Below are 26268 nucleotides of genomic sequence, written 5' to 3' on the forward strand. Positions count from 1 at the left end.
TTTTATGATTAAACCGGACTCATAACTGCCCTGAGGATCCTACCGTGCCCGACATGAAGGTTTTCGCTGGTAACGCCATACCAGATCTTGCCAACAAAATCGCCAGCCGTCTTTACATCAAACTGGGAGATGCCGCTGTCGGTCGCTTCAGTGATGGCGAAGTCAGTGTGCAAATCAACGAAAATGTACGCGGTTCAGACGTCTTTATTATCCAGTCTACCTGTGCCCCTACTAACGACAATCTGATGGAACTGATTGTCATTGTTGACGCTTTACGTCGCGCGTCAGCCGGCCGGATCACAGCAGTGATTCCTTACTTTGGTTATGCCCGGCAGGATCGTCGGGTACGTTCAGCCCGGGTACCTATTACCGCCAAAGTAGTCGCCGACTTTTTATCCAGCGTTGGCGTTGACCGGGTATTAACGGTCGACCTGCATGCCGAGCAAATTCAGGGCTTCTTTGATGTGCCGGTAGATAATGTATTCGCAACACCGGTACTGCTGGACGATATGCGCAAAAAAGCGCTTGAAGCACCGGTGGTGGTATCGCCGGATATCGGTGGTGTAGTGCGCGCCCGTGCGGTAGCCAAACTGCTGAATGACGCCGACTTAGCGATTATTGATAAGCGCCGGCCAAAAGCCAACGTATCCCAGGTAATGCATATTATCGGTGACGTAAAAGACCGTGACTGTATTATTGTTGACGATATGATTGATACCGGCGGTACCCTGTGTAAAGCGGCGGAAGCGCTGAAAGAACAAGGCGCCAAGCGGGTATTTGCCTACGCTACCCATGCGGTCTTCTCAGGCCGGGCGCCGGAAATTATCAGTGAGTCAGTGATTGATGAGCTGATCGTCACCGATACTATTCCACTGTCTGCGGCGATGCGTGCCATTCCGAAAGTACGGCAGTTGACGTTAAGTGACCTGATCGCAGAGTGTATCCGTCGTATCAGTAACGAAGAATCGATCTCGGCGATGTTTGATTAAGCCGCAAGCCAAAGTTGAAAAAGGCAGGTTATCCTGCCTTTTTTATTGGCAACAGCTTTTATTTGCAGCAACCAGACGCTGGTGGTAAGATGTCGCGCCTTTTAAAAGGGCTACAGGTTATGGCTGGTCGCAAGCCGTAACAAATTCTAATTTTTGGAGTACATCATGTCTGATGCAATTTTCACGTTAAATGCAGAAGTCCGCAACGACTTGGGGAAAGGTGCGAGCCGCCGCCTGCGTCATGCTGACCAAGTGCCAGCGATCATCTACGGTGGTCATAAGCCAGCACTGTCTATCACTTTAGATCACGCTAAGCTGTTAAAAGCACAAAGCTTCGAAGCTTTCTACTCTCACATCCTGACCATCAGCGTTGGCGGTGAAGAAGTTAAAGCTATCGTGAAAGCGATGCAACGTCACCCGTTCAAGCCAAAAATTCTGCACGTTGACTTCCAACGCGTAGAAGCTGGCCATGAGCTGCACACTACTGTTCCGGTTCACTTCCTGAACGAAGATGCTGCTGCGAAGAAAGGCGGTGTTGTTGTTCACGGTCTGAACGAAGTTGAAATCACCTGTTTACCACAGGATCTGCCAGAGTTTATCGAAGTTGACCTGGCTGATGTCGCTGTAGGCGTTACCCTGCACCTGTCTGATATCAAAGCACCAAAAGGCGTTAAGTTTGTTCAGTTAACCAAAGGCGAAGGTCATGACCTGCCAGTGGTTTCTGTGAACAAGCCAGCTGGTAAAGCTGAAGACGCTGCCGCTGAGTAATGTCTGATACTGTTCAGCCTGCTGTACAGTTAATCGTGGGCCTGGGTAATCCGGGCCCCGAATATCAATACACCCGGCACAATGCCGGTGTCTGGTTTGTAGAACAACTTGCCCGCACCTATCACTGTAACCTGAAACCCGAAGCCAAATTTTTTGGTCTGACCGGCAAATTTATGCTGGCCGGGCAGGAATACAAACTCCTGGTGCCGACTACCTATATGAATTTAAGCGGCAAAGCCGTATTAGCTATGGCACAGTTTTATAAACTGGCGCCGGAGCAAATTCTGGTAGTGCATGATGAACTGGCGTTACCGCCGGGCAGTGCTAAATTCAAGTTCGCCGGTGGCCATGCCGGGCATAACGGCTTGCGCGATATCACCAGCAAACTGGGCAATAATCCGAATTTCTATCGTTTGCGCTTAGGCATCGGCCATCCGGGCCACAAAGATCAGGTTACTGGCTTTGTGCTGGGTAAGGCGCCCGCAAGCGAACAAAAACTGATCGACCAGAGCATAGAGGAAGCTGTTGCCTGCTTTGCTATACTGGCACGCGACGGTCTGGTAAAAGCCCAGAGCCGTTTACACAGCTTTCAGGCCAGCTAAGCTGGCCCCACCGCAGATTAAAGGATACATTCATGGGTTTTAAATGTGGCATCGTAGGTTTACCTAACGTCGGCAAATCTACTTTATTCAACGCCTTAACTAAGGCTGGTATCGAAGCAGCTAACTTCCCGTTCTGTACCATTGAACCAAACACCGGTGTGGTCCCGGTACCGGATCTGCGGTTGGATAAACTGGCGCAAATCGTTAACCCACAACGCGTAATCCCCACCACCATGGAATTCGTCGATATCGCCGGCCTGGTAAAGGGCGCGTCTAAAGGCGAGGGTTTAGGCAATAAATTCCTGGCCAATATCCGCGAAACCGATGCTATCGGCCATGTGGTGCGCTGCTTTGACGATGAAAATATTATCCACGTTGCCGGAAAAATTGACCCGGCCGACGATATCGATACCATTAATATGGAACTGGTGCTGTCGGATATGGACAGTGCCGAACGTGCCATTTTACGGGTACAGAAAAAAGCCAAAGGCGGCGATAAAGACGCCAAAGCCGAGCTGGCAGTGCTGGAAAAAGTAAAAGCCCACCTGGAAAACGGTTTAACGCTGCGTCAGCTGGAGCTGGATAAAGAAGAAAAGGCGCTGATTGCCTATATGAACTTCTTAACCATTAAGCCAACCATGTATATCGCCAACGTACTGGAAGACGGTTTTGACAATAACCCGCATCTGGACGTAGTGCGCGGCATCGCTGCCAAAGAAGGCGCCATCGTAGTACCGGTTTGTGCCGCTATCGAATCAGAAATCGCCGAGCTGGACGATGAAGAAAAGGCTGAGTTTATGGCCGATATGGGGCTGGAAGAGCCAGGCCTGAACCGTGTGATCCGCGGTGGTTACTCACTGTTAAACCTGCACACCTACTTTACGGCCGGCGTGAAAGAAGTACGGGCCTGGACTGTTGCTGTTGGTGCCACAGCACCACAAGCCGCTGGCGTGATCCATACTGACTTTGAAAAAGGCTTTATCCGCGCGGAAGTGGTGTCTTACGATGACTTCGTGCAGTACAACGGTGAAGCCGGTGCCAAAGAAGCCGGGAAATGGCGTTTAGAAGGTAAAGATTACATTGTTAAAGATGGCGATGTGATGCACTTCCGTTTTAACGTCTAAGCGCTTTTTCGTTACCAAAGCACTGATTAAGAGCCGGGTTTACCCGGCTTTTTGCCATCTTTTGCTAAGCTTTTCACGCTATTCCAGCCCTACTGCATAGAAATTCGGCAAACAAGCAGACAGAACCGGAATATGCGAAAAAAACGGTTGACGCTATTTCTTCAGATCAGCATAATACGCGCCACTTGCTTAGGACAAGTTTACGTGGCTACATAGCTCAGCTGGTTAGAGCACAGCACTCATAATGCTGGGGTCGCAGGTTCGATTCCCGCTGTAGCCACCACTTTACTTTTCTCATGCATGCGGAAGTGGCGAAATTGGTAGACGCACTGGATTTAGGTTCCAGCGCCGCGAGGCGTAAGAGTTCGAGTCTCTTCTTCCGCACCATCCTAAACAAGTAGCTGTAGTTTCTGCAGGGGCGTAGCCAAGCGGTAAGGCAGCGGGTTTTGATCCCGCCATGCGTTGGTTCGAATCCAGCCGCCCCTGCCATTAACTCAGAATTCCCAGTAGGGGCGTAGCCAAGCGGTAAGGCAGCGGGTTTTGATCCCGCCATGCGTTGGTTCGAATCCAGCCGCCCCTGCCATTATTTAGAGAACCCGACCATGTGTCGGGTTTTCTCTTTTTGGCGTTTGGCTAAATTTCATAGCATCACGATGGCTAACTAGCACACATATAGATTTTGCAGCGTCAAGAGCGGAGCAACGCTACTGATGCTCATCGTTACGCAGGTTCTAGCGCGGTGCATCCGGCGGCTAAACGCGCCGTACAACTTTGCCGGGGCACGCCGTGAACCCGTCCCTGGGGGCTCCTCTTTCGCATCCATGCGAAAGACGTCCCCGGTCAAAGTGTACTATGCATTTACCACCTCGTTCACGATAGTGCCACTAAAAGCATATTTTCGTGATGCCCCACCGGTATTTGTTAAGCCCTTAGCTGCGGTAGAATTTTCGTAACAGCAGCAGGGATGCTGCGGAGGCTGAAAGGGCACAAGGATGTGATCCTTGAAGCCGGTGGAGAAAATTACTACCCAGCTAAGGGCGCTGCCCCAATCTCAACGCTACTGCTGCTAATCGTTACGCAGGTTCTAGCTCGGTGCATCCGGCGGTTAAACGCGCCGTACAACTTTCCTGGGGCACGCCGTGAATACATCCCTGTAGGCTCCTCTTTGGCATCCATGCCAAAGACGTCCCCAGAAAAGTGTACTCTGCATTTACCGCCTCGTTCACGATAGTGCCGCCAAAAGCATATTTTCGTGATGCCCCACCGGTATTTGTTAAGCCCTTAGCTGCGGTAGATTTTTCGTAACAGCAGCAGGGATGCTGCGGAGGCTGAAAGGGCACAGGGATGTGATCCTTGAAGCCGGTGGAGAAAATTACTACCCAGCTAAGGGCGCTGCCCCAACCTCAACGCTACTGGTGCTAATCATTACGCAGGTTCTAACTCAGTGCACCGGGCAGCATCTAAAACTATGGCGTCTAGGCAGCAGGTTTAAAACACCGAATTCCCCACGGCATACTTAGTTAACAACTGCTTCGCCATCCCTGCCTTGGCCGCTAACCTGAGCCCCTGCTGTCGCAACAACGACAGCGGCGCCGACTCCCGACAAAAGGTCTGATAAATCACATCCATCGCCCCCATCATCAGCGTATTCTGCATACGCCGCTGCCGCTGATACTGCTGTAAACTATCCGCATCCGTGAGGGATTTGCCAGCGCTTAAATTCGCCGCCAGCTGTTCAACCAATAACATCGCATCAGCAAAGCCCAAGTTCACCCCCTGCCCGGCCAGCGGATTAATGGTATGCGCTGCATCGCCGGCTAATACCACCCGGCCCTTAACATATTGCTGCGCCTGCATTCGCGCCAGCGGAAACCAGGCTGAGCCTTTTAGCTTAATCGCGCCCAGCTCTGGCGGAAACGCCTCAATAAAGGCCTGCTCTAAAGCTTTGGGGCTTAACGCCGCCAATTGTTTAACTTTGGCGGCTTCGTCATACCAGACTAAGGACGCCTGCGCACCGGGTAAGGGTAAAAAGGCGCGCGGGCCACTGGGGTAAAACTGCTGCCAGGTAATATCCTGCTGCGGATAGGGCGTATCGACATAGGCCACCAGACAAGCTTGCTGATATTGCCAGCCGGCCGTACCGATGCGTGCCAGCTGCCGCACTTTAGACTGAGCACCATCGGCACCAATTAATAACTGGCACTGCAGCTCACGACCATCGCTCAGCGTTAGCTCCACGCCCTGCTCGTCTTGCTGCAGCGTAGTAATTTCACAGTCAGTCAGTACCGTGACTGACTCAGCAAATTGCTGCCACAGCGCCAGCTGTACCAGGTTGTTTTCGACAATATGGCCAAGGTGACGCTCGCCAATCTCACTGGCAGCAAAGCGCAGCTGCGCACTGCCCTCGCCTGCCTGTAAATATTGATACGGACACAGCCGCATTTGCTGCAGGTTTTGCCAGGCGCCGAGAGCTGTCAGCCAGCGCTCGGAACGCAGATTTAATGACGACACCCGCAAATCAATCGCACTTTGCGCATTGAACGGCGCTGGCGCCTGGCGCTCCAACACGGTAATCGACAAGCCTAAGCGACTAAGTGCAACAGCCAGGGCTGCACCGACCATACCGCCGCCGCTGATCACCACATCGCTGGTTATTAGGTTTTGCATCTTTTTGTCCTGCTTTTCCCGCACTGCGGCAAGTAATTCCGGTAAAATTTTGCTAAGGTTAACAACAATTTTGTAGCGTGCAAAACAGCCAGATCAAATAAGCCGAAAAAAGATTGACGGCTGACTGAAAATGCGGCATTTTGCGCGCCCTGTTGCCCGGCTACGCCGCGGCGGCAAAGCGATAGCCGACATGCTGGCAAAGCTGATGTCGGCTATATACGCCGGTACCCTGTAGACCGGACTTATCACTGCTGACTTGGAGAGATCTGATGCGTAATGTAACGGTTGCTGCTACCCAGATGATTGGTGGCTGGAATGTCGAAGAAAATATCGCCCGCGCGGAAAAACTGGTGCGCCAGGCGGCGGCTCAGGGCGCACAAATCATTCTGTTACAGGAACTGTTCGAACGTAACTATTTTTGCCAAAAGCAAAAGCCTGAGTATTTAGGTTTTGCCGTGCCGGTAGAAGAAAACCCGGCGGTAAAACACTTTGCCAAAATTGCTAAAGAGCTGGCAGTGGTGCTGCCGATCAGCATTTATGAGCGTGCCGGCAACTGCCTGTATAACACTGTGGTGATGCTGGATGCCGATGGCAGCAATATGGGCATTTACCGCAAGAGCCATATTCCGGATGGCCCGGGTTACAGCGAAAAATACTACTTCACTCCGGGCGATACCGGCTTTAAAGTCTGGAATACCCGTTATGCCAAAGTGGGCGTCGGTATTTGCTGGGACCAGTGGTTCCCGGAGTGTGCCCGTAGTATGGCCTTAATGGGCGCTGAGCTGATTTTCTATCCAACGGCTATCGGCAGCGAGCCGCATGATCCCACTATTAGCTCACGTGATCACTGGCAGCGCACGCAGCAAGGTCATGCGGCGGCAAACTTAACGCCGGTGATCGTATCTAACCGCGTTGGTACTGAAACCGAGGGCGATTTCTCCATTACCTTCTATGGCAGCTCTTTTATTGCTGACCACAGCGGTGCCAAGGTACAGGAAGCGAACGAAACTGACGAAGCAGTACTGGTCCATACCTTTGATTTAGATGAAGTAGCCGCCATTCGCCGCGCCTGGGGCGTATTCCGTGACCGTCGCATCGATATCTACGATACGCTGCTGACCAAAGACGGCAAAATCAACCCGGAGAACAGCAAGTGAGCCAAACGCTAACCTCTACCCCAAAACAAGACGGTTTTAGCATGCCGCCCGAGTGGGCGCCGCATAAGCAAACCTGGATGATTTGGCCGGAGCGCACTGACAGTTGGCGTTTAGGTGCCAAGCCGGCACAAGCCGCCTTTGTTACCGTAATTAAAGCCATCGCCGGCTTTGAACCGGTATCGGTTGGCGTATCGGCGGCACAATATGCCAATGCCTACGCCCAGCTAAGCCAGGCCAACACGAAGTTCCCAATCCGGGTGGTCGAAATTTCCAACAATGACGCCTGGTGCCGTGATACCGGCCCGACCTTTGTTACCAATGGCAAAGGGGAAGTCCGTGGCGTGGACTGGACCTTTAACGCCTGGGGTGGCCTGAATGGCGGCCTGTATTTCCCCTGGGATCGCGATGATCAGGTTGCCAGTAAAATTCTTGGCATTGAGCAGCTGCCGCGCTACCGCACCGAGGGCTTTGTGTTGGAGGGTGGCGCTATTCATGTCGATGGTGAAGGCACCCTGCTTACCACAGCTGAATGCTTGCTCAATGCCAACCGCAACCCGCATTTAAGCCGCGAAGAGATTGAAGCCGTGCTGCGCGAGCATCTGGCCATTGAAAAAGTGCTGTGGCTGGAAGACGGCATCTTTAATGATGAAACTGACGGTCATGTCGATAATATGGCCTGCTTTGTCAAACCCGGTGAAGTGTTGTTAGCCTGGACTGACGATAAGAACGATCCACAGTATGCCCGCAGCAAGGCGGCGCTGGACTATCTAGAAGCCAGTACCGATGCGAAAGGCCGCAAAATTAAGGTGCATAAGCTGCCAGTACCGGCGCCGATTATCGCCAAAGCCGAAGAATATGCCTCTGTTGATCAGTCAATGGCCGCGATCCCTCGCGAAGCCAATGCCCGTCTGGCCGGCTCTTACATTAATTTCTATTTATGTAATGGCGGCTTAATTCTGCCCACCTTTGATGATCCGAACGATCAGGTCGCAGCAGAGATCCTGCAGCGGCTGTTCCCGGCGCATCAGGTGGTGACAGTGCCAGGCCGGGAAATCCTGCTTGGTGGCGGTAATATTCACTGTATCACCCAGCAGCAACCTGCTGGTTAATCGCGGGAGCAACGACCATGGCCAAAGCCTGCGCCTTACATATTCTGGTAAAAAGCCGCGAGCAAGCGGAAAAGCTGAAAAAGCAGCTGGAGCAAGGCGCCGACTTTGGCAAACTGGCAAAACAACACTCATTGTGTCCGTCTGGAAAAAAAGGCGGTGACCTCGGTGAGTTTCGTAAAGGCCAGATGGTCAAGCCCTTTGATGATGCGGTCTTTAAAGGGCCGCTGTTAAGTGTGCAAGGGCCGGTTAAAACCCAGTTTGGCTTTCATTTGATCAAAACCCTCTATCGCAGTTAGCTCGCTATTTGCCGCCTGCAATACTCTCTGCTAAGCTGAATCAGTCTGAAAAAAGTCTTTTAAAGGACTGCCAATGCAAACTGAGACCATTACCTACCTGAAAGAACATGCCAATACACTGGAGCTACAGGAAGAGCTACTGATAACCAAAAACGGTAAGCCGGCTTTTGTGGTGCAGTCCTATCAGGATTATCAATTCCAGCAGGATACCCTCGCTTTATTAAAATTATTAAAACTTTCTGAAAAATCATTACAAGATAAGGCGTTAACGCTGGAGCAAGCCTTTGACTAGTGGCTACAAGCTGGTCGCCTCGCCACTGTTTCGCTTATCCCGCCAACGGTTGCAGGCATTTTTAACTGAAAAGTATTCCGCAGAACTGGCGGATAAAACACTGGCGAGTATTAAAGAGCAGATCGCCACGACTTTACCCGCGCAGCCACTGATTGCGCCAATTAGCGAACGCTTGTTCAAACTGGGCTTAACCGAGTACCGGCAATGGCAGTTGGATAAACATAATCTGCTGTTTTATCGGGTGGATGCTAAGCAGCAACAGCTTGAGCTGTTACTGCTAATGGATAGCCGGCAAAATGTGCAAAAGCTGTTATATGAACTGACGCTGCTTCTCTAATCCTTAGCAGCACCGAAATCAGACTTTACCCAGCGCTTTTGCCCGCAACTTGGCTTTTAACTTGCCGGCAGATTGCTTTTTCGCCGGGCCATCCTGCCGTGCGCCTGGCCGCTGTCCGGGTTTACGCGCCAGCTGTTCTTCTGGTGGCTGAAAACTGGGGTCGTGCTCATAACCCGGTACGATCTGGGTTGGCAGGACCTGCTGGGTCAGTTTTTCAATATCCTGCAAAGCGCCGAGTTCATCCGGCCCCACCAGCGTGACCGCTACGCCACTTAAACCAGCACGCCCGGTGCGGCCAATCCGATGGACATAGTCCTCGGCCACCTGAGGCAGATCGTAGTTCACCACATAGGGTAACTCACTGATATCCAAACCACGGGCGGCGATATCGGTCGCCACTAAGATCCGCACCTTACCCTGTTTAAATTCGTCCAGTGCGCGTTGCCTTGCTCCCTGCGCCTTATCGCCATGGATCGCGGCTGTGGTCAGGCCGTCTTTTTGCAGTTGTTTCGCCAGCCGGTCGGCACCATGTTTGGTGCGGACAAAGATCAGCACCTGTGGCCAGTTTTGCATGCCAATCATATGCGAAATCAATTCGCGCTTGCGATGACGATCGACCAGATAAACTTGTTGGGTGACGCGGTCTGCAGTTGCGTTAGCGGTGGCCACCTCTATTAATACCGGCTTATTTAACAGCTCATCGGCCAGAATTTTAATCTCTTTGGAATAGGTCGCCGAAAACAGCAGGGTCTGCCGCTGTGCCGGCAACTTGGCCATAATGCGTTTAATATCAACAATAAACCCCATATCCAGCATGCGGTCTGCTTCATCCAGCACCAGCACTTCCAGCTGACTTAAATCAATGGTCTGTTGATGTAGATGATCAATTAAACGCCCCGGCGTGGCGACCAGAATATCCAGCCCTTGCTCCGCCTCGTCATATTGCGGCCGGATTGACACCCCGCCATAAAATACGGCACACCGCACTGACAAATAGCGGCTATAGGTTTGCACACTTTCAAATACCTGTTGCGCCAGCTCGCGGGTGGGCGTTAATACCAATACTCTAACTTGGGCTGGTTGTAAGACTTTCGGCGCATTGAGCAGTTGTTGCAGCAATGGTAAGGTGAATGCCGCTGTTTTGCCGGTACCGGTTTGGGCGCCAGCCAGCACATCTTTGCCACTCAGGATCGGCGGGATAGCTTGCTGCTGCACTGGCGTAGCAGCCTGATAGCCCTGCTCAGCTAAAACACGTAGAATAGGCTCTGCCAGAGCCAGGGTTTGAAATTGCATGCGATATTCCGAACTAGTTTTTCGTCAAGCTGTGTCAGCCGGCTATTATAGCAGGGCGACGGCGCCGGAGATATGATGCCGTGTCCGACTGGTATCTTTATCTGATCCGTACCGCACAAGGGCAACTTTATACCGGCATTAGTACCGACCCGGTACGGCGCCTGCGCCAACATCGGGGCGAATTAGCCGGTGGTGCTAAGTCGTTGCGCGGTAAGGGCCCACTGACCTTGGTTTATCAACAGCCTTACCCTTGTCGCGCCAGCGCCAGTAAAGCGGAGTATCAAATCAAGCAACTCAGTAAAGCCGCTAAAGAACAGTTAATTTCGCGCTCTGCCCCTTTAACCAACAGCGAGTAGAAGATGGAAAATTTTTACCTGGTATTGGCCTATTTGCTTATTGGCATGCTGTTACGCCGTTTACCCGCCATGCCGGACAACAGTGGTTTAGTGCTGAATATCTATGTGCTCTATGTGGCATTACCGGCGCTGATCCTGAAAAATATCAAGTTGCTGGAGTTCTCCTTTGCCCTGTTGATCCCGGCTGTCACCCCCTGGTTGCTGCTGTTGGTGGTGGTGGCCACAGTATTGCTACTCAGCCGGTTATTTGGCTGGTCCCGCGAAGTCACCGGGGCTTTGCTGGTGATCCTGCCGCTGGGCAATACCTCTTTTCTTGGCTTTCCGATGACCGAAGCGCTGTTTGGTCAAACCGCCATGCCTTATGCCGTGGTGTATGACCAGATTGGTTCCTTTATTGCGCTGGCAACCTATGTCACTATCGTGGCGGCGATCTATAGCCCAACAATGACTAAGCCAACCCCCAAGGCGATTTTGCTGAAGATTATTGGTTTTCCGTCTTTTATTGCGTTGATCGTTGGCTTGCTGATCCGGGATTTTAGTCTGCCGCCACTGGCAGTATCACTGGTGGATAATCTGGCCGCGACCCTGGTGCCGGTGGTGATGATTGCGGTTGGCTTTCAGCTCAGTTTCCGCTTTAGTAAAGCTGAAGTGTCACCTTTGATTAGCGCACTCTGCATCAAACTGGCTTTGATGCCAATCAGTGCCTGGCTAATTTGGCGCGCGCTGGGACAGGAAGGTCTGGCGGTACAAATCAGTATCTTTCAGGCGGCGATGCCGCCGATGATTTCGGCCGGCGCTATCGCCATTATGGCAGGTCTGGCGCCACGCTTAGTCAGCGGCGTGATCGGTTTTGGTATTCTGGCTGGCTTAGTGACCCTGCCGGTGGTGTATTGGTTGCTTAGTTAGCGTACGGCCGCTAACGGCTGCTTATCAGGCGTCCAGCGGCTTTTGCTGTTCCAGCTTTTTGATATGTTCGGTCAGGCCAAGCGCCTTTTCTACATCCAGCATAATGGCAATGCCAGTATCCAGCTTTTCGTCCAGGCCGCCGACGCGTACCAGTTCGCCGCTATGCGTTATCGGGCGTTTAATCGCTTTCCAGCCGGGTATCCAGTCGTATTGTGGTAATGCGGTTACCGACAATTTCATCCACAGTTAATTTTATCGCGCCGATAATTACCTCAGCTCCAGCCACAACCTCAGTGCTCAGTTTTTCCCGGCAATACTCATCCAATGTTAGCTCAGCATCCTGCCCCGTAAAATCCAGGTTATAACACCAAGCCAGATCACTAAACCGACTCGCCCCTTTTAACCTTAGCGTAGTGGGTAATTCAGGGTTAATAAAACCTGGCTCAGAAAAAATTTGCTCCAGCATCGGTTTATAATCTTTTTTCAGCACCACAAACAGATGATCACCAGCCTCTAGCACCGTTGAACCTCGCGGCGGAATAATTTGCTCCTGCCGGGTAATCATGGCAACCACCACCCCCTCAGGTAAGGCCATCCGGGACAAGCGGCGATTGATCGCTCTCGATCCTGCTGCCAGGGTGTACTCGACAATTTCGGCGTCAACATCCCCTAAGGCGGTAATTTCCAGTGTTGCCGCTGGCTTGGCTGTTACCGGTTCAATCAAATCCAACTTTTTAGCAACCCAAGCCAGAGTGGAGCCTTGTAAGGTTGCGGAAATTAACACCACGAAAAACACCGCGTTGAAAATAAGTTCCGCACCCGGCAAGCCATACATTAGTGGAAAAATCGCCAGGATAATCGGTACTGAGCCACGCAGCCCAACCCAGGACACCAGAGTCATCTGCCGTAGTGAAAAGCCAAACCATTTCAGCACCGGCAATACCGCCAATGGTCGGGCGACAAAAATTAGCACTGCGGCGATCAGTAACCCTTGCCACCAAACATCCAGCAGTGAGCTGGGGTTAATCAGTAACCCTAACATCACGAACATCATAATCTGGCTTAGCCAGGCCAAACCATCATGGAACAGAAAGGTCGTTTTCTGAAACGCAAATTTGTTATTACCAATCATCACACCACAGATAAAGATGGCCAGGAAGCCACTACCACCGAGATTAGCCGCCAGACCAAAGGATAGTAAACCGGCAGCCGCTACTAACACCGGATATAAGCCGGTTGCCTGCAGTTGGATCCGGTCCAGCAGTTGCAGCGTTAGATAACCAATCAATAAGCCGACCAGGGCGCCACCACCCATCTGTAAAAAGAATAGCTGCAATACGCCAACACCGGGTTTTAAGCCATTTACCAGCACTTCCAGTAGTGTGACAGTCAGGAAAATTGCCATCGGATCGTTCGAGGCACTCTCAATTTCCAGAGTCGACTTCAATCGCTCGTTCAGATTAATGCCGGCATTACGTAATAGTGAGAATACCGCTGCTGCATCAGTTGAACCGACGATAGCGCCGATCAGCAAACCTTCCATTAAGCTGATTGGCAGAATATAACTGGCCGCGACACCGGTGATCAGCGCCGTTACCATAACCCCCAACGTTGCCAGAATTGATGCTGGCTTCCAGACTTTTTTCACAGCACTTAGCGGCGTCTGCAAGCCCCCATCAAACAAGATAAAGGCTAACGCAATGGTGCCGACCGCGTGCGCGAACTGCGGATTGTTAAAGGCTAAACGGCCAAACCCTTCCTCTCCGGCTAACATCCCGACTAATAAAAACAGCACCAGCATCGGTAAACCCAACCGGGCCGACAGCTTACTGGACAGAATACCCAGTAGAATCAGCACAGAGGCAACGAGAATAAGCTGGTCAATCAAAAACATAGTCGGTCCTTTTACGGCAAAGCCTGATAAATAAGGGTTAATATGGAGCCATAACGTCCGGTTTCAAAGCTATCTCCGCTAAAACGGTAGCTGTCACCCTCGGCAACGATTGGGCTGTGCTTTTTATTGGTAAGTAGTACCACCAATAATCGCTGTTCCGGATCGATTACTGTCGCAGTGCCGGTCCAACCGGTATGACCATAGGCACTGTCGCTGGCATAGGCACCAAAGTGCCAGTCTAAGTCGCCCTGCACCGCGGTGCGCCAGCCCAGTCCAAAGCGATGGTCATAGGGTGACGGCGCCACAAACTGCGCCAGGGTTGCCGGTGTAAAAAACTGCTGCCAGCCATAACCACCACCTTGTATACTTAACGCCATCAACACGGCCAGTTCTTCAGCGGTGCTAAACAAACCGGCATGGCCTGCCACGCCCTGAAATGAATAGAAGGCTTTTTCATCATGCACTTCGCCAACGATAACGCCCTGACGATTTGCCGGAAAACTCACCCGACCGCCGCGGCTGTTACCATCGAGCTCTGTTGCGGCAATCTGCTCGCGGCTAAAGCCATGTTGCAGCGGATTAAACAGGGTGTGGGATAACCCCAGCGGTAAATAAAACTGCTGACGCAGATACTGATCCAGTGACAGGCCACTGAGTCGCTCAATTAGCATCCCCAGCAGCATATAGTCGACATCACTGTAGACTGCGGCCGTGCCACGCTCAGTCGCAAACGGGACCTGAGTCAGAATAAGCTGCTCCGTATCGGCTTTATTTAACGAATAGAACTGCGGGCCATGCCGGTTATCCGGGCGAAAAAAATGCACCTCGGGCGCATAGCCGGCTGTGTGGTACAGCAGGTCACTGACCGTGCGCTGCTCGCGGCCATCGCCCTGATACTCAGGCAGATAATACTGTACCGGCTTAGTCACATCCAGCTTACCCTCACTGACTAAGCGCATCAGCGCATAGTTAGTGGCATACATTTTACTGTTAGAGGCGATATCAAACAGCGTATCGGTTTGCATCAGCCGCGGCTGGCTCAGCAGTGTTCCGTCCGCCTGGTAGCGCTCGGCATAGCCATAGGCACTGTGTTTAATAATGACGCCATCTTTTACCACCACTAGCACGGCACCGGGAAAGCCTTGCCTGATCTCCTGCTCTATTAACTGGTCAACGGCACTAAAGGCGGTGGCATAAGAGGTCAGATCGCTGCGTAATGTCGGATAAGGGATGCTAATTTGTACCTGTGCATTGGCCGGCTTGATACTGACCAACTCCAGCCGGTTCTCGCCATTACGGGTTAGCTTCGAAATATCAATCCGTTGCTGTTGCGCTGTGGCTGTAAGCGTCAGCAGCTGTTGATTCAGCCTGAGTTGTAACTCCTGTGCCTGTTGCAGATCGATCAATAACTCGCCCTGACCGGCATAAGCCAGAAAGCGTCTTTTGTTATTTAGCGCCAGCCGTTCACTGCGTTGTTCCGGCCACTGTAGTACCAGTTGCCCGTGCTCGCCCGCCATCACCAGCTGCTCGGCATCAGTTAAGGACCGGCTATGATAATCCGGCAGCAGACTACAGGCATGCAGACTAACTAGCGCCCAGACGGCAAAGATCACTGCTCGTAACATAACACTCCCTTTACGTTTGCTGCGCCAGGCGCTAAAAAACAAACAGCCGGCGTCGTTAAACTGCCGGCTGTTTTGCTGCTGCGAATATCAGCAGCACAAGCTGCCAGACGGCAATAGATGCTTAGGTCACCTTTTGTAAGCTAACCTTGGCGAACTTACGTTTTCCTACCTGATAGATTTCACTGCTGCCGGCAGCAATCTCCAGCTTGGTATCATCAATCTTGTGTTCACCGTTTAACTTAACCGCGCCTTGCTTGATCATCCGGATCGCCTCTGACGTGCTGTCGACCAGGCCGGCTTCTTTTAACAGATTGGCGATCGGCATACTGGCAGTGTCAGTGCTGACCACCACCTCTGGAATATCATCCGGTAACGCATTTTTACTAAAGCGCTGGATAAAATCCTGATGCGCCGCTTCGGCAGCCGACTCATCATGGAAACGGGCAATAATCTCTTTCGCCAGCAAAATCTTCACATCGCGCGGGTTGGCACCGGCTAACACATCCTGCTTTAACTGCTGGATTTCCGCTAACGGCCGGAAGCTTAACAAATCATAGTAGCGCCACATCAGATCGTCAGAAATCGACATAATTTTGCCAAACATCTCGCTCGGTGCATCAGTAATGCCCACATAGTTGCCCAGCGACTTGGACATCTTCTGCACGCCGTCCAGACCTTCCAGTAATGGCACCATCATCACGGTTTGCGGCCGCATACCTTCTTCTTTTTGCAGCTCACGGCCCATTAGCAGGTTAAAACGCTGATCGGTACCGCCCATCTCGACATCGGCTGCTAATGCTACTGAGTCCCAGCCCTGTACCAGCGGATAGAGGAACTCGTGGATCGAGATCGACTGGTTGTTAGCAAAGCGCTTTTTAAAATCGTCGCGCTCCAGCATCCGCGCTACCGTCTGACGTGACGCCAGCTTAATCATGCCAGCTGCACCCAACTCGCCCATCCACTGCGAGTTAAAGGCAACCCGGGTTTTCGCCGGATCAAGAATTTTAAACACTTGTTCTTTGTAGGTTTCGGCGTTTGCCAGCACATCCTCGCGGCTTAGCGGCTTGCGGGTCACGTTTTTACCGCTTGGATCACCAATCATGCCGGTAAAGTCACCGATCAGGAAAATCACCTCATGGCCCAACTGCTGGAAAGTCCGCAATTTATTAATCAGTACCGTATGGCCTAAATGCAAATCAGGAGCCGTAGGATCAAAGCCGGCCTTGATCTTCAGCGGCTTGCCTTCTTTTAATTTGGCAATTAGCTCTTCTTCCAGCAGAATTTCTTCGCAACCGCGTTTCAGCTCTGCTAATGCCTGTGCCCAATCGGCCATTTTATACTCCTGCAATCTTGCTTTTTCGCTCATAGAACAGCCATTCTAGCTGATGTTCCGCCATGGCGAAACGCAGAAAAGTCTGGTATCACCGAAAAAAAGGGTTTATGCTCGGTTTTTGTGCATTTTCAGCAAGCGGGGGTTTTCCGATGCAACAACTGGTCTCACAACTTCCGTCCCGTCACCGTCTGTTGATCCTTGTGGTTTCTGTCTTACTGGCCCTGATCTTGTTGATCCCGTCAGAGCAGGCATCGGCATCTCGTAATAGTGATACACCGGATGCGGTGATTAAATTACAGTGGGATAGTGTGCAGCGCGCCCAGGCACCAACCGCGGCTAATGCAACTACAGCCAGCAATGCAACAGCTATCTCTGAGCCCAACGAGCCCGAAAACACCGCACCAGCGTTAAACTGGCAAACCGTAACAGTACAATCCGGCGATATTTTATCGGCCTTGTTCCGTAAAGCCGGTGCCAGCCAGCAAAGCATGCAACAAATTCTCGATCTGGGCCGGCAAACCCGTACCCTGACCCGCTTATTTCCGGGCGAGCAACTGGAATTCGGCCTGGATCAGACTGGTGAATTACAGCAACTACGCTATGCCATCAACCGGCTGCAAAGCCTGGAGATCAGTCGCCAACCCGATGGCAGCTTTGTTGCCAACGAAGTCAGTAAACCGGTCGAACGGCAGCAACAGTTTCTGGCCGGTGAAATTCGTCACAGTTTCTGGCAGGCCGGATTAGCGGCGGGTTTATCAGAAGGCCAGATTATGCAACTGGCCGGGATCTTTGGCTGGGACATTGACTTTGCGCTGGATCTGCGCGCCGGCGATCATTTTGCCGTGTTGTTAAAAGCAGAATTCCTCGACGGCGAACCGCTGGGGAGCGGCACCATCCTGGCCGCGGAATTTACCAATCAGGGACAGCATTATCAGGCCGTACTGCATACCGATGGTAACTACTACAAACCGGATGGCCAGAGTATGCGCCAGGCGTTTTTACGCGCACCGGTCAGTTTCCAGTATGTCAGCTCCAACTTTAATCCACGCCGTTTACATCCGGTATTAGGTACAGTGCGGGCCCATAATGGTACTGACTATGTGGCGCCTGTCGGCACGCCCATTATGGCGGCCGGCGATGGCCGGGTTACGCACTCGGCCTATAATGAGCTTAACGGCCACTATGTGTTTATTCAGCACTCGAATAATATCGTGACCAAGTATCTGCATTTGTCACGCCGTGACGTGAAAAGCGGACAACGGGTGCGCCAGGGCCAAACCATTGGCCGTTTAGGTGCCACCGGCCGGGTTACCGGTGCCCACCTGCATTATGAGTTTATTGTTGATGGGGTGCACCGCAACCCGCGTACCGTAAAGTTACCTCAGGCCACACCGTTAACCGGCCAGGCGAAGCAGCAATTTAGCCAGAATGCGACCCGACTGCTAAGCCAGTTAGCCGAGCAGCAGCAACAATATCTGGCAGCCCGCCAGACAGCGGACAGCATACAAACAGCACCCTGATTATCACCTGACAGCAGTATACATTTGATAATGTCAGGCTGTCAGGACATCGCAGCCAGGTAAGGCTTGGCGCAATAGAAAACCTAAAATGCTCACCAGGTAAAAAACCAACAGCCCCGGAACGGGGCTGTTGGTTTGATGCGAGATGACTCAGCAATGAGACTGGGCGGATTAACCTACCAGCGCCAGCAAAATACCGGCGGCGACCGCAGAGCCTATGACGCCGGCCACATTGGGTCCCATGGCGTGCATTAACAGGAAGTTATGCGGGTCGGCTTCCAGCCCCAGTTTATTCGATACCCTGGCCGCCATCGGCACAGCTGACACGCCGGCAGAACCAATCAGCGGATTAATCGGCTGTTTGGAAACCTTATTCATCAGCTTGGCCATCAATACGCCAGCGGCAGTACCGATAGCAAAGGCCACCATGCCCAGCACCAGGATCCCCAGAGTTTGCGTGGTCAGGAACTTGTCCGCACTTAAGCGTGAGCCAACTGCCAGACCAAGGAAGATGGTGACAATATTAATCAGCTCGTTTTGCGCCGTTTTGCTGAGCCGGTCGACCACACCACATTCTTTCATCAGGTTGCCCAAACAGAACATCCCGACTAACGGTGCTGCGGTGGGTAACAATAAAATGGTCAGGATCAGCAGTAACAGCGGGAACACAATTTTCTCGCGCTTACTGACAACCCGCAGCTGGGTCATCTGGATCTTCCGCTCCTCTACTGTAGTCAGGGCCCGCATAATAGGCGGCTGGATCAGCGGCACCAGTGCCATATAGGAATAGGCAGCTACAGCAATAGCCCCCAATAGATCCGGCGCCAGCCGCGAGGCCAGAAAGATCGCCGTTGGCCCGTCAGCACCGCCGATAATGGCGATAGCTGAGGCCTCTTTCAGGGTAAAGCTTAAACCCGGCACCCAATTCAGTGCGATGGCGCCAAACAGGGTGGCAAAGATGCCAAACTGGGCGGCGGCGCCGAGAAACATGGTTCGCGGATTGGCAATCAGGGCGCCAAAGTCGGTCATAGCGCCTACGCCCAGAAAGATCAGCAGTGGAAACAAGCCAGAGGCAATCCCCATTTCATAAAACAGATAGAGGATGCCACCAGGCTCACCCATGCCGGCTAGCGGAATATTGGTCAGGATAGCGCCAAAACCAATAGGCACTAATAACAGCGGTTCAAAGCCTTTGGCGATCGCCAGATACAGCAAAATCAAACCCACCAGCATCATCACCACCTGGCCGGCGCTAAAATTCACCAGGCCGGTTGAGGCAACCAGCGTTTGCAAAGCTTCCATTTCCGATCCTTACTTAACGCTGTCCTAGTCAAAACTGATCAGCACATCGCCGTTTGACACGGCATCTCCGGCAGCAACATGAATTTTCGCTACCACACCATCGGCTACTGCCCGCACTTCCGTCTCCATCTTCATCGCTTCCATAATGATCACCACGTCGCCACGTTTTACCGCGGCACCGGCTTTGGTAACGACTTTCCAGATATTACCGGCCAAGGGCGCATTTAAGGTGGTGCTACCGGTAACCGAAGCACTGCCCGGGATATTCTCAGAAACCACTGGTTTGATACTGCTCAGCTCGCCACTGGGTGCCACTTCCACTTCATACACCTTGCCATCAACCCGCACGCTGTAGCTGGCCGGGCCCTGAACGGCAGCAGGCGCAGCTTTTACCGCCGGCGCCGCGGCAGCCTTACTGCTGGCAGCTTGTGGCGCAGGTTCAAAGGCGGCGGGATTATTACGATTTTTCAGGAATTTCAGGCCAACTTGCGGGAACAGCGCATAGGTCAACACATCATCAATTTGCGCCGCAGCTAAATCAATTTGCTCGCTCTTGGCCAGTTCAGTCAGTTCGGCGGTAAGTTTATCCAACTCTGGCGTTAACACATCGGCCGGCCTGCAGGTAATGGCCTTACCACCCGCCAGCACTTTTTGCTGCAGCTCCGTATTTACCGGTGCTGGCGTCGCACCATATTCGCCTTTTAGTACACCAGCGGTTTCTTTGGTAATGCTCTTATAGCGCTCGCCGGTCAGCACATTCAATACGGCCTGAGTACCAACGATTTGTGAGGTGGGTGTCACCAGCGGGATATACCCCAGATCTTCGCGTACCCGCGGGATCTCCTTTAATACCGCATCCAGCTTTTCCAGTGCGCCCTGCTCTTTGAGCTGACTTTCCATATTGGTCAGCATGCCACCTGGCACCTGCGCCAACAAAATACGAGCATCGACGCCTTTGAGCGAGCCCTCAAACTGCGCATATTTGGTTCTGACATCGCGGAAGTAGGCAGCGATTTCCGCCAATAATTCCATATTCAGACCGGTATCGCGCTCAGTGCCTTCGGTAATGGCAACCAGGGTTTCAGTGGCGCTGTGGCCATAGGTCATACTCATGGACGAGATTGCGGTGTCGAGCATATCAATACCGGCGTCCACCGCCTTTTGATAGGTCGCCGTACTTAAGCCAGTGGTGGCGTGGCATTGCATCGCCAGGGGGATCTTGACCGATTCTTTGATCCGGGTAACCAGCTCTTCACAGTCATAGGGTTTTAACAGGCCAGCCATATCTTTAATACAGATCGAATCACAGCCCATATCTTCCAGCTGCCGCGCCATATCAACCCACATATCAACAGTATGAACCGGGCTAACGGTGTAGGAGATGGTACCCTGGGCGTGAGCGCCGACTTTCAGTGCGGCCTGCACCGCAGTTTGCAAATTGCGGATATCATTCATCGCATCAAAGATCCGGAACACATCCACACCGTTCTCATGCGCACGCTCCACAAAGCGGGTCACCACATCATCGGCGTAATGCCGGTACCCCAACAGATTTTGTCCACGCAGTAGCATCTGCTGGCGGGTATTTGGCATCGCCTTCTTTAATTCACGGATACGATGCCAGGGATCTTCACCCAGATAACGGATACAGGCATCAAAGGTGGCGCCGCCCCAGGATTCAACAGACCAGTAGCCGACTTGATCCAGTTTGCTGGCGATCGGCAGCATATCTTCCAACCGCATGCGGGTGGCCAGTAAAGATTGATGTGCATCACGCAGCACCAGTTCTGTTAATAGTAAAGGCTTCGTCATGCCATTATCCTCTTGGTCCGTTATTGTTGTTGACGATATTGATGCACAGCAGCGCTAATGGCTGCTACCACCGCAGGTGAGACGCCATCACTGGCCGACTGTTCAACCCGGGTGACCTTGTCAGCCACTTTCACCGGGAAGAAGCGCTGGATGCTGTAACTCATCAGCTTCAGCAGCAGTACCAGTAAACATAAGAAGGTAAAAACCGCGATCATGCCAATCAGCATCAGGCCTGCCGCTTCCGCGAGTAAATCTGCAACCATAGGTAAATCCTGCACTATTTTCCCATTCTGCTTTCAGTATGACGCAGAACCGCCATCACCGATAATAAATTAGCCTTATAACTACTATTGATATTTCTATACGATTGCCGCTTAACAATCAAGCCAAAGCCGTTTATATTTCCAGACATCTATACGTTTTATTGTGAAAAGGCAAATTTTCCGCCGGAACAATAACCACAGCACAAAACACAACAACACTAAAAATAAAGCCGGTTAAACACCGGCTTTAAGTTTTGACGCTAAATCCTGTAATAACTGCTGCCAGGCCTCACTAAGTGCGGCCACCATCGCCGGATAACCATCGGCATTCAGCGCGACCTGATATTCAAACGGCTGATAATGTTCACGCTCTGCGCTGCTTAAACGATAACGACCACTGAGTACTGCCTGGCCAGCCGCATCAGCGTTAAAGCGATCGATTTCCAGCCATAACTGCCGCGGCGCCGGAGTTGACCCTGTGGCAAGTGGTTGCTGTGGCAAGGCTAACAACAGATATTGGGTAAGTTGCCGCTGCATTTGCTGTTGCAACGCATCCGCCCACAGATGCTGCCGGGCGATCTGATACTCGACCGCCGACTGCTGCAACACCAAACCACTGCCATTCAAATAAGACGCCACCCTAAGCGGCTGGATCTGCAATGCCGGCAGGGGCTGCACTGTTGCCGTTACTGCTGGTAAGGGCGCCAGCTGATAATAGGCAATCTGCACCGGCTGGCTGCTACAGGCGGCCAGCAGCAAACTGAAACTAACTAGCAGGGTTCTCATGGCTTGGCTTTCCTCGGTTGCGGATCGGCTTGCTCACTGGCATTAATCAGTAAGGCGTTACTTTGTTGATTCAGCATTTTCAATACCGGCTGCAACTCGCGTAAGGTTTGCTCCAGCATCTGTAAGTTACTGTCCGCCCGCTCATAGGCGGCAGACCCCGGGCTGACCCCGCTCAGGGCTTGTTGTAACTGCTGTAAACTCTGCTCCAGATTGGCTGGCAGTTGTTGTAGCTCAGGTTGGGTGATAAAGCTCTGCACGCTCTGTAACAGCTGTTCGCTGCTGCTAAGCAGTTGCTCGGTCGCCGCCAGGGTTTGCTGACCCTGAGTTAAGAATTGTTCCAGCTCAAGATTGTTAATTTTATCCAGCGCCAACAGGACTTTCTGCTCGATATTGCTCAGACCGCTGCGCGCAGCCGGCAAGCTGGGATAACCGGCTTGTTTACTCAGGGCCACCTGCTCCTGATAAAGCTGCTGCTGTTTGCTATCAGCCAGTAATTCATTGTTAATATCTAAATCAACGTAGAGGGCACCGGTCAGCAGATTGCCGGTTTTCAGCATCGCATGCAGGCCACGATCGACCGCCTGTTGCAACTCAACGCCCAGTTGCTGCAACGTCAGGTTCTCGTACAGGCGACCGGCTTCAATCCGGATCAGTACCGGCACCCCCTGATTTAAAGACACCTCAAACGGCTTTTCCATGGCAAAGAAAAACGGCACACTGGCTACAGTACCAACCCGCACGCCACGGTATTCCACCGGCGCCCCGGCTTTCAGGCCCCGCACTGATTCGTCAAAAAAGACGATGTATTCAACAAACTGGTTATACATCCCTTCCTGAATACTCTGCCGATCCGGGAATAACTGAAATTCACTGCCATTGGCGGCAGCGGCTCCGGCTGGCCAGCCATCCATCAAGTCAAAGCTGACTCCGCCACTTAAAATAGTGGCCGCAGAGCCGACATCGACCGACAGGCCTTCTGCGGACAAATCAATCGCAATACCGCTACTTAACCAAAAGCGCACGTTTTCAGTGACCAGCGCATCATAGGGCTGGCGGATATACAGCTGATAGCGGGTGCTGCGCTCTGCCAGATCAAACAGGCTACTCTCAACAGTACCGACCTCGTAGCCACGGTATAACACCGGATCGCCAACTGCCAGCCCACGGGTATCGGCGGTTTTCAGCTGTACCCGGATCCCGGGCGCATCTGCCGGTGCCACCGGCGGCGTATTCAATAACGGATGGGTTAGTACCACCCGCGGTGAATCACCGGGCTGTAATTCGATATAGGCACCCGACAACAAGGTATTCAGGCCGGTGATGCCGCCACGGCCAATTTGTGGCTTCACCACCCAGAACTGTGAGCCCTCATTCAATAGTGGCGTTACATTAGGTTTCATCCGGGCTTTGATCATGACCTGAGTCAGATCCTTACTTAGCTCAACCGATACCACCTGCCCGACATCGACACTGCGGTTTTTGATCTGGGTTTTCCCGGCAACGATGCCCTCAGCGTCTTCAGCTATCAGTAACAACATATCGCCCTGTTGCTGCTGATGGTTATAAAGCATCCACAGTCCGATCAACACCGCGGCGATGGGCACCACCCAGATCGGCGACCACTGCCGGATCGGTTTTACTTTTGCCGTATTTTGCGTTTCTGTCACACCTGCTCTCCTGTTCGCGCTGGCTGATCCCACAGCAAGCGCGGATCAAAACTGATCGCTGCCAGCATAGTAATTATCACCACTGCAGCAAAAACCAAGGCCCCGACACCTGGGTAAACACTCATTAACAAGCCAAAGCGCACCAGAGCCGCCAGTATGGCGACCACTAACACGTCGACCATTGACCAACGCCCGACCCAATCCACCAGTAAATAAATGCGGGTAGTCAGTTTACTGCGCACCGCCACCGGTGCCAGCACCAGGTAACAGAGCCAGAACATGATCAGGATCTTGGCGATCGGCACCACCACACTGGCCAGCAGGATCACCAGCGCCACCGGATACTCGCCATCCTGCCACATTAATAAAAAGCCACTGATAATAGTGGAGTCGGTGACATTACCAAAGGACACCGTACGCATAATGGGCAGCAAATTGGCAGGGATATACAAAACGGCGGCCGTCACCAGCAGCGCCAGGGTTTTCTGTAAACTGGCCGGTACCCGCGGATAAACCCGGGTATGGCAGCGCGGACAATGCTGTTGTGCCAGCGGCACTATAGCCGTGCAACAGGGGCAAAGCTTAAGCTGTTGTGATAAGCCGGTTTTGCCTGCCTCCGCCGTCACTGGCACCTTAGGTGCCAGGGCCAGGCGGGACCACATTTCATGGCGGTCGATCACCTGAAAGGTCCGCAAGTGCAGTAAACAAAAAATACAGAATGCCCAAAAACTTAAACCAAGCGAAATATCTGCGTTGGCGACCAGTTTGACAAAGCTAATCAGCAGACCCATTAAAAAGATATCAACCATACTCCAGGGCTTGAGCATAAAGAGCACCCGCGCCACCCAGATCCGCGCCGGTAGCCGGTACAGCATGCCCAGCTTCAGATAGATCACCGCCGCCATGCAGAAAGCCGGCACGGCCTGAATAAATAACCACACCAGAATGGCCAGACTTTGATGGTATTCGGTAAAAAGCACGGCTGAGGTGTCGAAGAAATGCATTTCACTGCGATTACCGGCCACGCCCATACTGATAAAGGGAAACAGGTTGGCCAGCAATAACATAAACAGCGCGGACGCCGCATACAGCACCGGTCTTAATATCGGTTGCACCTGCCGCACATCCAGCTGATGATCACAGCGCTGGCAATGGGCTTGTTCGCCTTCCTGTAGTGGAGGTAGCCACTGTAACAGGTCGCAATGCCGGCAAAGCACCAACTCGCCCTGTTGCTCCGGGGCAGCGGCGTCAATATCATCGTTGATGGTCAGGCTCTGGCTGAAGGACACGGGGTTTCCGGGCTAGAAAGTCGCGCTAAGTATGCCATTTATAGCATATTTCAGCAGGGGGGAGGAATAGGTGGTGGTGTTGAAGTCTCTTCTGACAGAGCATCTTAGATAATCCACCGCATGTTCATATTCCGACTCTGCAGCGTCTTGGTCAGCGCATCCGGCGGTAATCATTCCGTACAACTTTGACGGGACACGCTGTGAATACATCCCCGTGCGGTTACAAACTTCATCCTGAAGTTTGCCCTACGGGCCAGCTAAAGCTGTTCAAATTTGCTCCCGGCAAATTTGTGTCATTTTTCATCCCTGAAAAATACAGTCCCTTACAAAGTGCACGGAATGCTTTCCACCTCGTTTTATATCTGCTGTGTTCTAAGATGTTTTTCGTGACGCCTAACAGATGCTATTTAAGCCCTTAGTTGCGGTAGAATTTTCGTAACAGCAGCAGGGATGCTGCGGAGGCTGAAAGGGCACAGGGATGTGATCCTTGAAGCCGGTGGAGAAAATTACTACCCAGCTAAGGGCGTTGCGCTGGTCTTGACGCTGCAAATGCTTATCATCTGGTTGGAAATAAAAAACCCGCTTAGGTTTTCACCTTAGCGGGTTTTTACGAATATGGCGGACGCGGGGATTGCAGGCGGCTATCCTGCCGCCTGCCCTGCGGGCCAGCTGAAGCTGTCCCAATTTGCTCCCGGCAAATTGGTCGAACCTAACGGAGGTTCTCACCTCCCGCGTCTATTTAGCATTGAGCTGAAAATAAAAAACCCACTTTGGCGTTAACCTTAGTGGGTTTCTTACGAATATGGCGGACGCGGGAGGATTCGAACCTCCGACCGCTCGGTTCGTAGCCGAGTACTCTATCCAGCTGAGCTACGCGTCCA

The 26268-nt window shown here is 52.4% G+C and carries 24 protein-coding genes and 5 tRNA genes; 16 read left to right on the forward strand and 13 right to left on the reverse strand.

The genetic code is table 11. From position 1 onward, the window contains the following. Window positions 1-44: 44 nt before the first annotated feature. The 8 genes from A9165_RS00095 to A9165_RS00130 all read left to right on the forward strand — a co-directional run bounded on the left by A9165_RS00095 (window position 45) and on the right by A9165_RS00130 (window position 4066). Window positions 45-989 (forward strand): ribose-phosphate pyrophosphokinase, encoded by a 945-nt coding sequence (locus A9165_RS00095; RefSeq protein WP_008951343.1) that lies wholly within the window; start codon window positions 45-47, stop codon window positions 987-989. A gap of 165 nt (window positions 990-1154) precedes the next feature. Then, the gene (locus A9165_RS00100) at window positions 1155-1757 is read left to right on the forward strand and encodes a 50S ribosomal protein L25/general stress protein Ctc (RefSeq protein ID WP_008951341.1); all 603 of its coding nucleotides are present in this window, start codon (window positions 1155-1157) and stop codon (window positions 1755-1757) included. Then, entirely contained in the window at window positions 1757-2359 is a 603-nt protein-coding gene (gene pth, locus A9165_RS00105) for an aminoacyl-tRNA hydrolase (protein ID WP_008607322.1), read from the forward strand. The genes A9165_RS00100 and pth overlap by 1 nt, the downstream gene beginning before the upstream one ends. Before the next feature lie 32 nt (window positions 2360-2391). Continuing rightward, window positions 2392-3483: a redox-regulated ATPase YchF gene (ychF, locus tag A9165_RS00110; RefSeq protein ID WP_008607321.1), complete on the forward strand. Its 1092-nt coding sequence runs from the start codon at window positions 2392-2394 to the stop codon at window positions 3481-3483. Window positions 3484-3689: 206 nt separating this feature from the next. Further along, window positions 3690-3766: transfer RNA gene (locus A9165_RS00115), tRNA-Met, on the forward strand. Between the two features lie 19 nt (window positions 3767-3785). Next, window positions 3786-3870, forward strand: a tRNA-Leu gene (locus A9165_RS00120). A 27-nt stretch (window positions 3871-3897) separates the two neighbouring features. Then, window positions 3898-3972 (forward strand) — tRNA-Gln (locus A9165_RS00125). 19 nt (window positions 3973-3991) lie between these two features. Further along, window positions 3992-4066 (forward strand) — tRNA-Gln (locus A9165_RS00130). Between the two features lie 905 nt (window positions 4067-4971). Here the strand turns inward: A9165_RS00130 and A9165_RS00135 are convergent. Then, a complete protein-coding gene (locus A9165_RS00135) occupies window positions 4972-6150 on the reverse strand; it encodes an FAD-dependent oxidoreductase (protein WP_008951340.1) in 1179 nt (392 codons plus the stop codon). A 266-nt stretch (window positions 6151-6416) separates the two neighbouring features. Here A9165_RS00135 and aguB point away from each other — a divergent pair, with 266 nt between their 5' ends. From aguB to A9165_RS00160, 5 genes are all read left to right on the forward strand, one after another. Further along, window positions 6417-7307, forward strand: coding sequence for an N-carbamoylputrescine amidase (gene aguB, locus A9165_RS00140; RefSeq protein WP_176714584.1), 891 nt, complete (start codon window positions 6417-6419; stop codon window positions 7305-7307). After that, window positions 7304-8416, forward strand: coding sequence for an agmatine deiminase (gene aguA / locus A9165_RS00145; RefSeq protein WP_065954524.1), 1113 nt, complete (start codon window positions 7304-7306; stop codon window positions 8414-8416). Before aguB ends, aguA begins: the two co-directional genes overlap by 4 nt. A gap of 17 nt (window positions 8417-8433) precedes the next feature. After that, window positions 8434-8712, forward strand: a complete 279-nt coding sequence (ppiC, locus tag A9165_RS00150; protein ID WP_008607313.1) for a peptidylprolyl isomerase PpiC — start codon at window positions 8434-8436, stop codon at window positions 8710-8712. 73 nt (window positions 8713-8785) lie between these two features. Then, window positions 8786-9004 carry a type II toxin-antitoxin system prevent-host-death family antitoxin gene (locus tag A9165_RS00155; RefSeq protein ID WP_008607312.1) on the forward strand — a complete coding sequence of 73 codons (219 nt, stop codon included), beginning with the start codon at window positions 8786-8788 and terminating at the stop codon, window positions 9002-9004. Next, window positions 8997-9341, forward strand: coding sequence for a hypothetical protein (locus tag A9165_RS00160; RefSeq protein ID WP_065954525.1), 345 nt, complete (start codon window positions 8997-8999; stop codon window positions 9339-9341). The genes A9165_RS00155 and A9165_RS00160 overlap by 8 nt, the downstream gene beginning before the upstream one ends. Before the next feature lie 18 nt (window positions 9342-9359). Here the strand turns inward: A9165_RS00160 and A9165_RS00165 are convergent, their stop codons facing one another. Further along, window positions 9360-10634, reverse strand: coding sequence for a DEAD/DEAH box helicase (locus A9165_RS00165; protein WP_065954526.1), 1275 nt, complete (start codon window positions 10632-10634; stop codon window positions 9360-9362). Between the two features lie 80 nt (window positions 10635-10714). On the opposite strand from A9165_RS00165, the gene A9165_RS00170 reads away from it, so the two are divergent. Continuing rightward, the gene (locus tag A9165_RS00170; RefSeq protein WP_065954527.1) at window positions 10715-10990 is read left to right on the forward strand and encodes a GIY-YIG nuclease family protein; all 276 of its coding nucleotides are present in this window, start codon (window positions 10715-10717) and stop codon (window positions 10988-10990) included. Between the two features lie 3 nt (window positions 10991-10993). Further along, on the forward strand, window positions 10994-11896 hold the full coding sequence (locus A9165_RS00175) for an AEC family transporter (RefSeq protein WP_008607307.1): 903 nt from the start codon (window positions 10994-10996) through the stop codon (window positions 11894-11896). 24 nt (window positions 11897-11920) lie between these two features. On the opposite strand, the gene A9165_RS00180 is transcribed toward A9165_RS00175, so the two are convergent. The 4 genes from A9165_RS00180 to tyrS form a co-directional block, all read right to left on the reverse strand. Next, window positions 11921-12136, reverse strand: coding sequence for a hypothetical protein (locus A9165_RS00180; protein WP_008951333.1), 216 nt, complete (start codon window positions 12134-12136; stop codon window positions 11921-11923). Further along, window positions 12075-13790: a potassium/proton antiporter gene (locus A9165_RS00185; RefSeq protein ID WP_008607306.1), complete on the reverse strand. Its 1716-nt coding sequence runs from the start codon at window positions 13788-13790 to the stop codon at window positions 12075-12077. The genes A9165_RS00180 and A9165_RS00185 overlap by 62 nt, the downstream gene beginning before the upstream one ends. 11 nt (window positions 13791-13801) lie before the next feature. Then, on the reverse strand, window positions 13802-15415 hold the full coding sequence (gene pbp4b / locus A9165_RS00190; RefSeq protein ID WP_065954622.1) for a penicillin binding protein PBP4B: 1614 nt from the start codon (window positions 15413-15415) through the stop codon (window positions 13802-13804). A gap of 121 nt (window positions 15416-15536) precedes the next feature. Beyond that, window positions 15537-16748 (reverse strand): tyrosine--tRNA ligase, encoded by a 1212-nt coding sequence (tyrS, locus tag A9165_RS00195; RefSeq protein ID WP_065954528.1) that lies wholly within the window; start codon window positions 16746-16748, stop codon window positions 15537-15539. Window positions 16749-16897: 149 nt separating this feature from the next. On the opposite strand from tyrS, the gene A9165_RS00200 reads away from it, so the two are divergent. Continuing rightward, window positions 16898-18268 carry a peptidoglycan DD-metalloendopeptidase family protein gene (locus A9165_RS00200; RefSeq protein ID WP_065954529.1) on the forward strand — a complete coding sequence of 457 codons (1371 nt, stop codon included), beginning with the start codon at window positions 16898-16900 and terminating at the stop codon, window positions 18266-18268. Window positions 18269-18439: 171 nt separating this feature from the next. Here A9165_RS00200 and A9165_RS00205 read toward each other — a convergent pair whose 3' ends face one another. The 7 genes from A9165_RS00205 to A9165_RS00235 form a co-directional block, all read right to left on the reverse strand. After that, a complete protein-coding gene (locus A9165_RS00205; protein ID WP_008607302.1) occupies window positions 18440-19570 on the reverse strand; it encodes a sodium ion-translocating decarboxylase subunit beta in 1131 nt (376 codons plus the stop codon). 24 nt (window positions 19571-19594) lie between these two features. Beyond that, on the reverse strand, window positions 19595-21382 hold the full coding sequence (gene oadA, locus A9165_RS00210; RefSeq protein WP_065954530.1) for a sodium-extruding oxaloacetate decarboxylase subunit alpha: 1788 nt from the start codon (window positions 21380-21382) through the stop codon (window positions 19595-19597). 20 nt (window positions 21383-21402) lie between these two features. Further along, on the reverse strand, window positions 21403-21645 hold the full coding sequence (locus tag A9165_RS00215; RefSeq protein WP_008607300.1) for an oxaloacetate decarboxylase subunit gamma: 243 nt from the start codon (window positions 21643-21645) through the stop codon (window positions 21403-21405). Between the two features lie 234 nt (window positions 21646-21879). Further along, the gene (locus A9165_RS00220; protein WP_008607299.1) at window positions 21880-22431 is read right to left on the reverse strand and encodes a membrane integrity-associated transporter subunit PqiC; all 552 of its coding nucleotides are present in this window, start codon (window positions 22429-22431) and stop codon (window positions 21880-21882) included. Further along, entirely contained in the window at window positions 22428-24098 is a 1671-nt protein-coding gene (gene pqiB, locus A9165_RS00225; RefSeq protein ID WP_008607298.1) for an intermembrane transport protein PqiB, read from the reverse strand. The genes A9165_RS00220 and pqiB overlap by 4 nt, the downstream gene beginning before the upstream one ends. Continuing rightward, a complete protein-coding gene (locus tag A9165_RS00230) occupies window positions 24095-25387 on the reverse strand; it encodes a PqiA/YebS family transporter subunit (protein ID WP_065954531.1) in 1293 nt (430 codons plus the stop codon). The genes pqiB and A9165_RS00230 overlap by 4 nt, the downstream gene beginning before the upstream one ends. An 803-nt stretch (window positions 25388-26190) precedes the next feature. Next, window positions 26191-26267 (reverse strand) — tRNA-Arg (locus A9165_RS00235). Between the last annotated feature and the right edge of the window lies 1 nt (window position 26268).

Origin of the sequence: Alishewanella sp. HH-ZS (genome assembly GCF_001704375.1) — a bacterium.
In the GTDB taxonomy this organism is placed as follows: Bacteria; Pseudomonadota; Gammaproteobacteria; order Enterobacterales; family Alteromonadaceae; genus Alishewanella; species Alishewanella aestuarii.

Coding starts and splice junctions, on each gene's coding strand:
- A9165_RS00100 (WP_008951341.1), top strand. CDS start 1,155: ATGTCTGATGCAATTTTCACGTTAAATGCAGAAGTCCGCAACGACTTG.
- pth (WP_008607322.1), top strand. CDS start 1,757: ATGTCTGATACTGTTCAGCCTGCTGTACAGTTAATCGTGGGCCTGGGT.
- ychF (WP_008607321.1), top strand. CDS start 2,392: ATGGGTTTTAAATGTGGCATCGTAGGTTTACCTAACGTCGGCAAATCT.
- A9165_RS00135 (WP_008951340.1), bottom strand. CDS start 6,150: ATGCAAAACCTAATAACCAGCGATGTGGTGATCAGCGGCGGCGGTATG.
- ppiC (WP_008607313.1), top strand. CDS start 8,434: ATGGCCAAAGCCTGCGCCTTACATATTCTGGTAAAAAGCCGCGAGCAA.
- A9165_RS00155 (WP_008607312.1), top strand. CDS start 8,786: ATGCAAACTGAGACCATTACCTACCTGAAAGAACATGCCAATACACTG.
- A9165_RS00165 (WP_065954526.1), bottom strand. CDS start 10,634: ATGCAATTTCAAACCCTGGCTCTGGCAGAGCCTATTCTACGTGTTTTA.
- A9165_RS00175 (WP_008607307.1), top strand. CDS start 10,994: ATGGAAAATTTTTACCTGGTATTGGCCTATTTGCTTATTGGCATGCTG.
- A9165_RS00180 (WP_008951333.1), bottom strand. CDS start 12,136: ATGAAATTGTCGGTAACCGCATTACCACAATACGACTGGATACCCGGC.
- A9165_RS00185 (WP_008607306.1), bottom strand. CDS start 13,790: ATGTTTTTGATTGACCAGCTTATTCTCGTTGCCTCTGTGCTGATTCTA.
- pbp4b (WP_065954622.1), bottom strand. CDS start 15,415: ATGTTACGAGCAGTGATCTTTGCCGTCTGGGCGCTAGTTAGTCTGCAT.
- tyrS (WP_065954528.1), bottom strand. CDS start 16,748: ATGGCCGATTGGGCACAGGCATTAGCAGAGCTGAAACGCGGTTGCGAA.
- A9165_RS00200 (WP_065954529.1), top strand. CDS start 16,898: ATGCAACAACTGGTCTCACAACTTCCGTCCCGTCACCGTCTGTTGATC.
- A9165_RS00205 (WP_008607302.1), bottom strand. CDS start 19,570: ATGGAAGCTTTGCAAACGCTGGTTGCCTCAACCGGCCTGGTGAATTTT.
- oadA (WP_065954530.1), bottom strand. CDS start 21,382: ATGACGAAGCCTTTACTATTAACAGAACTGGTGCTGCGTGATGCACAT.
- A9165_RS00215 (WP_008607300.1), bottom strand. CDS start 21,645: ATGGTTGCAGATTTACTCGCGGAAGCGGCAGGCCTGATGCTGATTGGC.
- A9165_RS00220 (WP_008607299.1), bottom strand. CDS start 22,431: ATGAGAACCCTGCTAGTTAGTTTCAGTTTGCTGCTGGCCGCCTGTAGC.